The 12,513-nt window shown below is 47.2% G+C and carries 11 protein-coding genes; all 11 read left to right on the top strand.

Annotated features, from left to right (window positions below; translation table 11 throughout):
- Positions 1-131: 131 nt before the first annotated feature.
- The 11 genes from LC508_RS13155 (at position 132) to LC508_RS13105 (ending at position 12,372) form a co-directional block, all read left to right on the top strand.
- Positions 132-1,265 carry a carbohydrate kinase family protein gene (locus tag LC508_RS13155; RefSeq protein ID WP_103731438.1) on the top strand — a complete coding sequence of 378 codons (1,134 nt, stop codon included), beginning with the start codon at positions 132-134 and terminating at the stop codon, positions 1,263-1,265.
- A 12-nt stretch (positions 1,266-1,277) separates the two neighbouring features.
- Positions 1,278-2,138 carry a class II fructose-bisphosphate aldolase gene (locus tag LC508_RS13150; protein WP_103731439.1) on the top strand — a complete coding sequence of 287 codons (861 nt, stop codon included), beginning with the start codon at positions 1,278-1,280 and terminating at the stop codon, positions 2,136-2,138.
- 73 nt (positions 2,139-2,211) lie between these two features.
- The gene (locus tag LC508_RS13145; RefSeq protein ID WP_033141091.1) at positions 2,212-3,018 is read left to right on the top strand and encodes an AraC family transcriptional regulator; all 807 of its coding nucleotides are present in this window, start codon (positions 2,212-2,214) and stop codon (positions 3,016-3,018) included.
- A 417-nt stretch (positions 3,019-3,435) separates the two neighbouring features.
- On the top strand, positions 3,436-4,845 hold the full coding sequence (locus tag LC508_RS13140; protein WP_103731440.1) for an MFS transporter: 1,410 nt from the start codon (positions 3,436-3,438) through the stop codon (positions 4,843-4,845).
- A gap of 37 nt (positions 4,846-4,882) precedes the next feature.
- Complete coding sequence (locus LC508_RS13135) at positions 4,883-5,890, top strand: Gfo/Idh/MocA family protein (RefSeq protein WP_103731441.1); 1,008 nt, start codon at positions 4,883-4,885, stop codon at positions 5,888-5,890.
- 21 nt (positions 5,891-5,911) lie between these two features.
- Complete coding sequence (locus LC508_RS13130; protein WP_033141094.1) at positions 5,912-6,850, top strand: sugar phosphate isomerase/epimerase family protein; 939 nt, start codon at positions 5,912-5,914, stop codon at positions 6,848-6,850.
- A gap of 283 nt (positions 6,851-7,133) precedes the next feature.
- Positions 7,134-7,559 carry an EamA family transporter gene (locus LC508_RS13125; protein ID WP_033141095.1) on the top strand — a complete coding sequence of 142 codons (426 nt, stop codon included), beginning with the start codon at positions 7,134-7,136 and terminating at the stop codon, positions 7,557-7,559.
- A gap of 372 nt (positions 7,560-7,931) precedes the next feature.
- Complete coding sequence (locus LC508_RS13120) at positions 7,932-8,948, top strand: Gfo/Idh/MocA family protein (RefSeq protein WP_033141096.1); 1,017 nt, start codon at positions 7,932-7,934, stop codon at positions 8,946-8,948.
- 106 nt (positions 8,949-9,054) lie between these two features.
- On the top strand, positions 9,055-9,975 hold the full coding sequence (locus LC508_RS13115; RefSeq protein WP_033141097.1) for a sugar phosphate isomerase/epimerase family protein: 921 nt from the start codon (positions 9,055-9,057) through the stop codon (positions 9,973-9,975).
- Positions 9,976-10,001: 26 nt separating this feature from the next.
- Positions 10,002-10,943 carry a sugar phosphate isomerase/epimerase family protein gene (locus tag LC508_RS13110; protein WP_033141098.1) on the top strand — a complete coding sequence of 314 codons (942 nt, stop codon included), beginning with the start codon at positions 10,002-10,004 and terminating at the stop codon, positions 10,941-10,943.
- A 16-nt stretch (positions 10,944-10,959) separates the two neighbouring features.
- Complete coding sequence (locus tag LC508_RS13105) at positions 10,960-12,372, top strand: MFS transporter (protein WP_052099411.1); 1,413 nt, start codon at positions 10,960-10,962, stop codon at positions 12,370-12,372.
- The last annotated feature ends 141 nt before the right edge of the window (positions 12,373-12,513 follow it).

Genomic DNA, 12,513 nt, shown 5'->3' with positions numbered 1-12,513 from the left:
AATGCCCCGCAGAGAAAAAACGATTAAACTGAAGATAGTTTATAAAGAAATTTTCTGCGCAGAAAATGCAGACTTTTCGTTTTACGGCGAGAGCAAAAGTAAACGTGACAGTTCAGAAAAAGGGTGATCGTATGGGTAAAAAAGTAATTGTAGCAGGACATGCCTGTCTGGATATTACCCCTCTCTTTCCTCAGAATCAGCAGGCAGCGAAATTAGGAAATATCCTGTCGCCGGGAAAGCTGATACAGATGGAGGGTGTTGATATCCATGCAGGAGGTGCGGTATCCAACACGGGTATGGCAATGAAAATGCTGGGGGCAGACGTATGTCTCATGGCAAAGACAGGCAGCGATGAATTCGGAAAGATCATTTCCGATATTTATGCTGCACAGGGCGCAGATTCCGGAATCATTGTGCAGGAAGGGCAGAATACCTCCTATTCGGTGGTCCTTGCACTTCCGGGTATAGACAGGATATTTCTTCATGATCCGGGGTGCAACCACACTTTTTCCTTTGAGGATCTGCCGAAGGAAAAGCTTTTGGGGACAGACCTGTTCCACTTCGGCTATCCCCCGCTGATGAAGAAAATGTATGAAGACACCGGAAGCGAACTGGTGCGGATGATGAAATATATGAAAGCCCAGGGGACGGCAACTTCCCTTGATCTGGCTTTTGTGGACGGGGAGTCAGACGCGGGAAGGGCGGACTGGAAGGAGATTCTAAGCCGGGTGCTGCCGTATGTAGACTTTTTTGTGCCCAGTATCGAAGAACTCTGCTTTATGCTGGACCGGGACAGATATGAGGCTTGGAAGACAAAAGCAGGGGATGAAGACATTTCTTTCTCCCTGGATGTTCAGAGAGATATCAGGCCTCTGGCAGATAAGTGCATGGAATTAGGGGCAAAGGTCCTTCTGCTGAAATGCGGAGCTCCCGGCCTGTATTACAGGACCACAGAAGTAAAACGTCTGGAAGGACTGGAGACAGCCCTTGGGATCTCTGCAGAGGACTGGTCGGACAGAGAGGGATTTGAGGCCAGCTATCAGCCAGAGAGGGTGCTGTCAGGTACAGGTGCGGGCGACACCACCATTGCGGCATTTTTGACAGCTATGCTTGAGGGGTATCCTTTTGAAATGTGTATCCATCTGGCAGCGGCAGAAGGGGCCTCCTGTGTGGAGGCTTATGACGCACTGGGCGGAATCCGGCCGCTTAAGGAACTGGCGTCCAGGATTGAAAAGGGATGGAAAAAACAGAATTTCAGAAGATAAGGAGCATGGAAAATGTTAGCAAATTTAAATGAGGTATTACTTCCGGCCAGGCAGAATGGCTATGGGGTGGGACTGTTCAATACAGTGAATCTGGAACTGGCAAGAGGTGTGCTGAGGGCTGCGGAGGAACTCAGGTCCCCGGTTATCATCGGCACAGCGGAGATTCTGCTTCCCAGCGGGCCGCTGGAGGATCTGGCACCACTGATCGTTTCCATGGCAGATAGAGCATCAGTCCCTGTGGTGATCCATTATGACCACGGACTTACATTTGAGAAATGCATGGAGGCGCTGAAGCTGGGATTCACTTCGGTTATGTATGACTGCTCCACGGACAGCTATGAAGAAAATGTGAGAAAGGTTGCGGAGCTTGCAAAGATTGCCCACTGCTTCGGTGCAACTGTGGAGGCTGAACTGGGACATGTGGGGGATAACCAGGAGGCAGGAGGCCGGGAGGCGGAAATGCCGGAAGCATACTATACAGACCCGGCCCAGGCAAAGGATTTTATAGAGAAAACACAGGCGGATGCCCTTGCCATAGCCGTTGGGACGGCCCATGGAGCTTACAAATTCAAACCAAAGCTGGATTTTGAAAGAATCCGGACAATTGCGGATATGGTGCATGTCCCTCTGGTGCTCCACGGAGGTTCCGGGCTGTCGGAGGAGGACTTTAAAAAATCAATTGGCTGCGGGATCAGCAAAGTAAATATCTTCACGGATATCAATATTGCGGCGGCAAAAGCGGCAGAGCAGGCATGGAAAGAGGGAAAAACCTGCCTGACAGACATCATTCCCTATCAGGTGGAAGCCGTGGCAGCGGCGGCAAAGGTGAAGATGAAGATTTTCGGGTCGGAAAACAGAAGCCGGGAAGTCTGATTCTTACTTGTATTTGCTTTGGAGGCATAGTATATTTACCTTAACACATATAGAAGCGTAAAGGATGACCACTATGCCAAAATTGATGCAAACATACTTTGTAGATGTAAACTACAGCCAGAATCACGCCCATATGCTGCACAAGCATCCCGATGTACTGGAAATTCTGTACATTGACAGCGGGGAAGGGCGGTATATTGTGGGAAAAAGGGAATATGCGGTATCTGCCGGGGATGTAGTGATCTGCAATGCCGGCATGATACACGGGGAGGCCCCTTTTCAAAAACATGAGATCCAGACATACTGCTGTGCGCTTTCGCAGGTGATGATTCCCGGACTTCCGGAAAATTGTCTGATGGATTCCAGATATAAACCGGTACTTGCTATGGGGAACGCTGCAGGGCATATGGGATGTCTCATGCGTACCATGCATGAGCTGTTCACAGAAAATATGTATAAAAAAGACGTTTGTCAGCATCTGGCCCAGGCGGTGTACCTTCTTGTAAAGGAACGCCTGGAGCAGTACAAGGACAGCGGCAGGGAGGTGGAGGACCAGAAAAAGGAATTTTTGGTGCGGCAGATCACAGACTATATTGACAGACATTACACAGAACCGCTGACTTTGAAAGAACTCAGTGACAGATTTTACATCAGCCCCTCCAGCATTTCGCATATATATAAGAGAGAGACAGGAGTGTCACCCATGCAGTACGTGATACACCGCAGGATCGGGGAGGCGCAGACGTTGCTGATGGATACCCACATTCCCATCCATATGATAGAGGAACGGCTTGGGTTTGGCAGCAGCTGTCATTTCAGCGCTATGTTCAAAAAATATGTGGGAATCTCCCCAAAAGAGTTTCGCAGCCATTTTAAATGAAAGCAGTTTATAATAACAGGACATCCATTGTCCGTGTCAGAATCATTTTCATGAATCATGATTCCGGTGCGGGCAATGGATGTCTTTTTTTTAACATATTTGCAAGATTTTATAACAAAATCTCATAGAGGGCGAAAAAAGGCAGGAAATACAGCAAGAAAATAATAACGGATTTTAGCCGGATTTGATATGATTAATATAGTTAAAGTTCATGAACGGGCAACGCAAATATAGCAAAAACAGGGAAATACTGGTCATAATAGACATGGAGGTGATGAAAAAAGAGCTATAATACGGCAAAGTAGCAGAAAGCTTATGACACAGATATCAGAACCTGAAGATAGGTTGGAACAGAAAAAAACAGAAGGCAATTTTATATAATTTTCGGTGAAAAAATGAAAAACAGGAGAGGTGATTATGAACAGAGAAATAACAGGAGAAAGACAGACAGCCGCAGTGAGCGGAGTTGTCAAACTAAATTGGGGAAACAGGATAGCATACGGATGCGGAGATACAGCATGTAATATCGTCTGCGGCATGATCAATGCTCTGCTGACTTTGTTTTACACAGATTATGCGGGAATCCCCATAGCGACAGTGGGGTTGGTCATGCTGATATCAAGAGTATTTGACGGCTCCTCAGACATTATCATGGGAGTCATTGTAGGGAAAACAAAATCAAAATGGGGGAAATCAAGGCCGTGGCTTTTGTGGATGGCGGTTCCCTATGTGCTCTGTGCCATAGCTATGTTTACGGTCCCCCAGACGAACGAGACGATACAGTTCTGGTACATTTTTGTCACATATAATCTGTGCACCACGGTGTGCTACACAGCCATTAATGTGCCATACGGAACACTGTCCACCATGATGACAAGGTCATCTCACGAGAGGGACCTGCTTTCCATTGTGCGTATGTCCATGGCTCCGGTGGGAAGGCTCATTGCAGTAACTTTCACCATGCCGGTGGTGAAATTATTCGGAGATACACAGGCAGCCTGGGTGAAAGCCATGATGCTGTGGTGTGTGATCGCGTTTGTCATGCTGCTTATCTGTTTTGCAAATTGTAAAGAACACGTACATATTGAAGTAAAGAAAGAAACACCGAAGGCATCCTTCGGTAAAAATGTAAAGGCTCTTGTGGGAAATATTTATTTCTGGGCAACGCTGATCCTCTGGACTATCACCTGTGTGCACCAGACACTTGTGGGAGCTGTACTGCCTTATTACTGCAAATATATTTTCGGAAATGACAGTTGGATGTACAGCACACTGTACATGGCAGAGGCCGTCACACTGATCGCAGGGGCACTGATCTGCCCTGTACTTCTGAAGAAATTCAACAAAAGGGATCTGTCCCTGGCCGGATGCGTTCTGGCAGTGGCGGCACAGATGGTATTCTTTATGAACCCTCACAGTTTTGGCCTGGCAATGGGAACTACCATTGTAAGAGCGCTGGGGGAGGCACCCCTTACTGCGGTTGTCTTCGGCATGATGGGAGATGTCATTGAGTATGGACAGTGGAAGAGCCATATCCGCCAGGAAAGCCTTGTCTTTGGCGGCGGATCTCTGGGATTCAAACTGGGAGTAGGCCTGACAAGCGCTATCATCAGCGGCTTATTAAATGCCAGCGGCTACATCAGTTCCTCCACAGGCGGCGCTGTGCAGCCGGAAACGGCAAAGGCCATGATCATGAGTATTTACAAATACGGAACCACATTTATCTGGGTCATTGCAGTGGTTGTCCTTATTTTCTATAAACTGGATAAGATTTATCCCCGAATCATGAAGGAACTGGCAGAGCGGGAGCAGCGGGGAGAAATGTAACAAATTCAATCAATTAAAGATAAAGGAGAATAAAAAAATGGAAGAATTGAGAATTGGATTAGTAGGAACAGGTGCGATCGGACGCTCACACATTGAGCGGATCAACACCAGACTCCAGGGAGCGAAGGTTGTGGCATGTGCAGATGTGAATATGGACTTCTGCAGATCTGTAGCTGAGAAATACGGCATTCAGGCATATGACAGCGGAGAGGAAATGAGCGCATCTGATGCAGTGGACGCGGTGATCGTCACCACGCTTGACCCCTTCCATGAGCAGTATGTGACGGCGGCCATCAAAGCAGGTAAATACGTGTTCTGTGAAAAGCCGCTGGCACCGGAGGCGGATGCCTGCAGACGTATTGTGGAAGCGGAGATGGCAGGTAAAAAACAATTAGTGCAGGTTGGTTTCATGCGCCGCTATGACCCGGGATACCGCCAGTTAAAAGCGCTGATCGACTCCGGAAAATACGGTCTGCCTCTGATGCTGCACTGTGCACACAGGAACTACGACGCACCGGGATTCACCACATCCATGCCGGTGGAGAACTCCATGATCCATGAGATAGACGTGCTTCGCTGGCTGCTGGGAGAGGATTATAAAACAGCAGAGGTAGTATTTCCAAAGACAACCCGCAATGCGGAGGGAGAACTGCGCGACCCGCAGATCATGTATCTGACCACGGAATCAGGGGTTCGCATTGACGTGGAATCTTTTGTAAACTGCCGGTACGGATATGATATCAAGTGTGAGGTTGTCTGCGAGGAGGGGTCCCTGAACCTGCCTGAGCCGGCCAACACTATGGTAAGAAGCAATGATTCCCGCATCACACCTATCTGTCATGACTGGTCAGAGCGTTTTATCGACGCGTACAATATTGAATTCCAGGAATGGATCAATGCATGCCGGGAAGGAAGAGTTGACGGTCCCAGCGCCTGGGATGGTTATGTGGGACAGGTGACAGCGAAGGCAGCTTCCAAAGCCCGCGACACACAGACCGTGGTGAACATTGAATACGACGAAATGCCGGAATTTTATAAAAAGTAATCTAAGACGGAGGAAATGAACATGAAACTTTCTATTTGTACAGATGTATTTGCAGAACTGAGTTACACGGAAATGTTGGATAAGGTAAAATCCCTGGGGATTGATGCGGTGGAAATGACAGCCGGAGGGTGGGGAGCCAGGACACACTGTCCCACAAAAGAACTGCTGGAGGATGACAATAAACTTGCTGCCTATAAAGCGGAATTGGAAAAACGCGGAATGGAGATTGCAGCGCTGAACACCTCCTGCAACCAGCTCTGGCCCTGTGAACTGGGAAGGGAATATTCTGATTCCATGTATGACTGTGTTGTGCTTGCCAGTAAACTGGGCGTAAAGAAAATTGTCTGCATGTCAGGACTTCCTGCAGGCAGCGAACACGATACCACACCGAACTGGATCACCTCCAGCGTCACAATGACAGCTTATATGCAGCCCACGGTGGAGTACCAGTGGAAAACAACCATTGCCTGGTGGAAGGAATTTACCGTACATTGTAAAAAATACGGTATCGAGCAGGTAGCCATAGAGGAATTCCCCTGTCAGATGGTGTACAATCCAGAAACACTCTGGACACTGAGAAATGCAGTGGATCCTATTATCGGAATCAACCTGGACCCATCCCATCTGATCGCCCTGGGGGCAGACCCCATTGCCTCTGCCAGGGCACTGAAGGGGGCAATCTACCATCTGCACGGCAAGGATGCCAGAATTGAGAGAGGACTTGCCGAGATCAACGGACTGCCTGAGTGGAAAGCTGTCACAGAGGTGGCAGACCGTACCTGGAATTATGTGGCAGTGGGATGCGGAAAAGATCTGCAGTGGTGGAAGGAATTCTTCTCTGTATGCCGCATGATGGGATATGACGGATACGTTTCCCTGGAAATGGAAGACCTGACTATGAGCACCGAGGCAGGCGTTCTCACATCCATTGATGCATTGAAACAGACCATCAGTCTGTAAAACACAGAGGATGGGCAGGTAGAAAACAGAATCAGGTTCTTGTGGTTTGCCTGAGAAGAAAAGATTGAGAGAAAAACATTTGACGGATAAGAGAATTTGACGTAAAATAAAAATTGGGTGGACACCTACCGCAAACTAAGGTCATTAGTTTGCGGTTTTTTTATTTGAAAAAGCCTGATATTTACAGTGAAGGTCTGCATATACCGCCTGTTATATACAGTATATTGCCGGCCTTTGGTACGGTACATGATAGTGTTCAGGAATCAGAGAGGAGGAGACAAGTATGTGGAATTACATCTGGCCGATTCTTTTGGTGATCGGCTCCAACACGGTCTATAACATCTGCGCCAAATCAACACCTGCAGAGGCAAATTCATTTGTATCACTTTCTATCACATATCTGGTAGGTGCGCTTTTGTCCATAGGCATGTTTTTTCTGACGTCAGCCGGAAAGGATTATTTTGTTGAGTTAAAAAAACTGAACTGGGCATCTGTTGTCCTGGGGGCATCTGTCGTTGCGCTGGAATTTGGATATATTGCAATATACAGGGCCGGATGGAAAGTCAGCGTCGGTTCTTTGGTCGCCAATATCGGCCTCGCAGTGATTTTGATATTGGTTGGTGTGATTTTTTACAAAGAACTGATAAGTATAAAACAAATCTGCGGAATCATGCTGTGTCTGGGCGGCCTGCTGCTGCTCAATACATAAACGTGCATGCCTTGCAAAAAGGCGTGCACGTGCCGCCTTGCTGTATATTTGGCCTCAATTCGATGAGCACAGCCCGCTGCTCTTCCTGTATTCGGAAGCAAATCTCCTGAAAACTATTATTGTTAAAATTATACAAAAATGAAATGTGATATTAAGTAAAAATGTCAATGGACACAAAAGAAATAAAGTTGTATTATTAACTCATCAAAGAGAGCACGAGCTCGCAAGCGAGCAAAACAAGAGATAATGAGCAATATAACAAAAGAAAATTTACCTGCGGTGAAAGCCGCACTCTTTTTTACAAAAGTACGAGCACGAGCTCTTAACAACAAAAAACAATGTTCTCAGGAATGAAGAAAAGGAGATAAGATTATGGCTGGTAAAGATTTAAGAATTGGTGTTGTAGGAACAGGAGCAATCGGAAGAACACACATTGAGAGAATTAACAACAAACTGCAGGGCGCAAAAGTAGTTGCGTGTGCAGATGTAAATGTGGATTTTGGAAAATCCGTAGCTGAAAAGTATGACTGCAAATTCTATGCAGACGGAGAAGAGATGATTGCATCGGACGATATTGATGCAGTGATCGTCACCACCATTGACCCATATCATGAGCAGTATGTAATGGCAGCGATCAAAGCAGGAAAATATGTATTCTGTGAAAAACCTCTGGCACCTGAGGCAGAAGCCTGCAAGAGAATCGTGGAGGCAGAGGTTGCAGGCGGAAAACAGCTTGTACAGGTCGGCTTCATGAGAAGATACGATACCGGATACCGTCAGTTAAAGGCAGCGATTGAGAACCGCACCTACGGAGAACCCCTGATGCTGCACTGCGCACATAGAAATCCGGCTGTGGATGAGAGTTATGACACACCTATGGCAGTAGAAAACTCCATGATCCATGAAATCGACGTTCTCCGCTGGCTGCTGAACGAAGATTACGCAACCGCAGAGGTGGTATTTGCCAAGAACACCCGCAGAACCCATGCAAACCTTATGGACCCGCAGATCATGATCCTGACAACAAAATCAGGTGTCCGCATCGATGTGGAGGCTTTTGTCAACACAGGTCACTGCTATGATATTAAATGTGAGGTTGTCTGCGAGGATGCCATCCTGAATCTGCCGGAGCCTTCCAATATTGAAGTATGTGCCAATGCCACAAGAGGCCATGCAATCCACAGTGACTGGTCCACCAGATTCGTGGATGCCTACAACACGGAAATCCAGGAATGGATCGATGCCACAAAGGAAGGAAGAGTAGACGGCCCTACAGCTTGGGACGGATATGTAGGACAGGTAACTGCAAAAGCAGCTTCCAAAGCACGTGATGAGAAAAAAGTAGTGGAAATAACCTTCGACGAAATGCCTGAATTCTATAAAAAATAAAAAGTCCGCCAGGGAGAATTTTGGAAGACAATTGCGGAAAAGAAATCTCATTTATTTTTACCTGGAAGAGAGCACGAACTCTTAAATCCATAGGAGGATACAGAATATGAAAATAGCATTTGATGTAGATGTACTGGCAAAGCAGATGGACATCAACCGCATGGTCCATCAGGTAGCTGACTGGGGATACAAATACATTGAGCAGTCCCCACACCCGAGGATCAATCCCTTTTACAAACACCCGTTATTCTCGAAAGAATGCGAGCAGGAATACAGACAGGCATTAAAAGAGACCGGTGTAGAAATTTCATCCTTTATTGTTGTATACCGCTGGTCAGGCCCTACTGAGGAGCAGAGACAGTTCGCGGTTGCCAACTGGAAACGTATGATTGAGATTGCAGTGGACATGGGCGTCCAGGTCATCAACACAGAGTTGTCGGGAGACCCTAATCAGCAGGAAATCTGTAATGGCATGTGGTTCAAGTCCATGGAGGAGCTTCTTCCTATCATAGAGAGAGAAGGCATCCGTGTGGAAATCCAGTCCCACCCTTATGATTTTTGTGAGCTGAATAACGAAACCTGTGATCTGGTAAAATCCTTCCGTTCCAAAAATCTTGGATATGTATATTCTTCCCCTCACGGCTTCTTCTATGACGAGGGCAAAGGGGATGTGCGTTCCATGTTGAGATACGCAGGCGACGAGCTGACTCATGTATTGTTCGCGGATACCTTTAACCAGACCCTGGACTGCCGCTATATTGCCAATCCCCCGTGGCTGAACGGACGTGGAAAAGCGGATGTGACCATTCATCAGCATCTGGCAATGGGTGAGGGAGACGTGGATTTTGACGGTATTTTTGAGACCCTTCGTGACATGGATTTTGCAAATAAACAGCTGCAGGAAAATGCCCCGAAAGTGGGCGGTGACAATATTGCCTGTGTTTCCATGTTTGGTTTCCCGGAGAAAATGGATAAACAGGCACCGGAAGCCAGAGAACGAATCGAAAGAGAACTTTTAGGCAGATAAAAATAGGAAAGAGAGAGGAAAAGATCATGAAATTATCACTTTGTACAGATGTTTTAGGCGATTTGTCTTTTACGGAGATGTTGGATAAGGTAAAATCATTAGGTATAGATGCAGTGGAAATGACAGCAGGAGGCTGGGGCGGCTGCAAACACGTTCCCACACAGGAGCTCCTGGCAGATGAGAACAAATTAAAATCCTATAAGGCTGAGATCGAGAAAAGGGGCATGGAAATCGCGGCTCTCAACTGCTCCGGAAATCCTCTGTGTCCGGGTGAGATGGGAGAACTTCACACTAAGACGATTTACGATACAGCAGTGCTGGCAGGAAAACTGGGTGTGAAGAAACTTGTCATGATGTCAGGACTCCCGGCAGGCGGACCTGAGGACAAAACTCCTAACTGGATCACGTCAACTGTTTCATGGCCGGATTATATGGTGGAAACCGTAAGATACCAGTGGGAGGATGTGGCAATCCCCTGGTGGAAAAAATTCGTGGCTCACTGCAAGGAAAACGGTGTGGAACAGATTGCCATTGAAGAGTTCCCCTGCCAGCTTGTCTATAACCCGGAGACTCTCTGGAAGCTGAGAAATGCAGTAGACCCCATGATCGGAATGAATCTGGACCCGTCCCACCTGATGGTTATGGGAGCAGATCCCATCGCAGCAGCAAGAGCTTTAAAAGGCGCACTGTATCACATTCACGGCAAAGATGCCCGCATTGAGAGAGGTCTGTGCGATGTGAACGGGCTTCCTGAATCAAAACCGGTAACAGACTGTGAGAACAGAACATGGAACTATGTGGCAGTGGGATGCGGAAAAGACCTGCAGTGGTGGAAAGAATTCTTCTCAGTATGTCACATGATGGGATATGATGGATATGTTTCTCTGGAAATGGAAGACCTGACTATGAGTGTGGAAGCAGGCCTGAACACCTCCATCGACGCCCTGAATCAGACAATAAGCAAATAAGGAAAGAGGTGCCCGGATGAATCTCAACGGATTTAACAAACTGGTACAGAAAGACAGGGTAACAGGATTTGAAAAATTTGCATATGGCTGCGGTGAAATCTCCACAAACATCGTATTTACCATAGCGACAAGTCTCCTCGTCATGTTCTATACAGACGTGGCCCATGTATCTGCAGCCGTAATCGGCATGATCATTGCTATTTCCCAGGTATTCAACGGAGTATCGGACATAGCAGCCGGATTTATTATAGACAGGACACGTTCCAAATACGGACGTGCCCGTGTGTGGATGCTGCGCATGTCCGTTCCATATGCCATCGCAGCAGTGCTTCTGATAACCGTGCCTCAAATCGGGGCAATGGCGCAGGCTATCTACATTTTTATTACATACAACCTGATGCTGACAGTTGTTTACACACTGTTCCAGCTGCCCTTTGCCACGACCATGACTTATATGACACGTGACCAGAATGAGAGGGCAAAAATCAATATTATCCGTATGGCAATGAGCCCCATCGGAAATATTCTTGTAACTCTTCTCTTCACAAGAATTCTGGACATGATGCCCGGCGGCGGCATGGATTCTCAGAAGAACTGGATCATCCTGACGGCAATCTATGCAGTCGGCGCTGCAGCCCTGATGCTGTTCTGCTTTGCAACAGTCCGTGAGAGAGTCGTGGTAAAAGATGAGATGGGCGGCGAACAGATTCCTCTGAAAAAGGCCCTGCCTGCTCTGTTTAAGAATAAATACTTCATTATGTTGTTCCTGTTCTTTGTATTCTTTGCCATGTACCAGACCTTTGCGGGAACCATGGCTACCTATTACTGCAAATGGATCGTGGGTGATACAAAGATTATCGGAAATGTAAACACAGCCTGTTTCGGTATCACCATAGTTGCAACTCTGCTTTTAGGCAAGGTTATGCACCTGACAAGCAAGAGAAACTGGTGTATCGTAGGCGCGCTCTTTATCATCGCCGGTTCTCTGGTTCTGCTGGTCAACCCTACCAGCATTGCGGTTGTAACCTTCGGCGGCCTGCTTAGGGGAATCGGAATGACGCCTATTCTGGGCATGATCTTTACCATGATCGCAGATGCCATAGAATACGGACAGTGGAAGACCGGGCTGCGCACAGCCGGTGCCATACAATCAGCAGCCACATCCGGTCAGAAGTTCGGCCAGGGTATCGGCTCCGCGCTGATTGGCTTCATTATGGAAGCAAACCAGTACAATGGTGACCTTGGAACACAGTCCGCGCAGGCCCTGCATACCATTTCCAACCTGTTCATTTACGGTGTGACGATTCTGGGTGTGATCATGATCATCCTGCTGTTGTTCTATCACCTGGATAAGGAATATCCGACGATCATGAAAGAGCTTCTGGAAAGAGAGGCGCAGATTGATTTAAAGAAAAAGGCTGAGAATTAAAGACAGAATCAAAATAAATTTAAAATGGCATGTCTCAGATAACACGTCCGGGGCATGCCATTTTTCTCTTTTCATCTTCCGGATAATGCGCTATACTTAGTCTAAGAGTACGTTCTCTCTCAAAGCGTGTTTGAAAACCCA

Source organism: Blautia parvula, from assembly GCF_020215665.1.
GTDB lineage: Bacteria > Bacillota > Clostridia > Lachnospirales > Lachnospiraceae > Blautia > Blautia celeris.
This window is presented reverse-complemented; position numbering and strand designations above follow the sequence as displayed.

Coding starts and splice junctions, on each gene's coding strand:
- LC508_RS13115 (WP_033141097.1), top strand. CDS start 9,055: ATGAAAATAGCATTTGATGTAGATGTACTGGCAAAGCAGATGGACATC.
- LC508_RS13135 (WP_103731441.1), top strand. CDS start 4,883: ATGGAAGAATTGAGAATTGGATTAGTAGGAACAGGTGCGATCGGACGC.
- LC508_RS13105 (WP_052099411.1), top strand. CDS start 10,960: ATGAATCTCAACGGATTTAACAAACTGGTACAGAAAGACAGGGTAACA.
- LC508_RS13110 (WP_033141098.1), top strand. CDS start 10,002: ATGAAATTATCACTTTGTACAGATGTTTTAGGCGATTTGTCTTTTACG.
- LC508_RS13140 (WP_103731440.1), top strand. CDS start 3,436: ATGAACAGAGAAATAACAGGAGAAAGACAGACAGCCGCAGTGAGCGGA.
- LC508_RS13150 (WP_103731439.1), top strand. CDS start 1,278: ATGTTAGCAAATTTAAATGAGGTATTACTTCCGGCCAGGCAGAATGGC.
- LC508_RS13145 (WP_033141091.1), top strand. CDS start 2,212: ATGCCAAAATTGATGCAAACATACTTTGTAGATGTAAACTACAGCCAG.
- LC508_RS13155 (WP_103731438.1), top strand. CDS start 132: ATGGGTAAAAAAGTAATTGTAGCAGGACATGCCTGTCTGGATATTACC.
- LC508_RS13120 (WP_033141096.1), top strand. CDS start 7,932: ATGGCTGGTAAAGATTTAAGAATTGGTGTTGTAGGAACAGGAGCAATC.
- LC508_RS13125 (WP_033141095.1), top strand. CDS start 7,134: ATGTGGAATTACATCTGGCCGATTCTTTTGGTGATCGGCTCCAACACG.
- LC508_RS13130 (WP_033141094.1), top strand. CDS start 5,912: ATGAAACTTTCTATTTGTACAGATGTATTTGCAGAACTGAGTTACACG.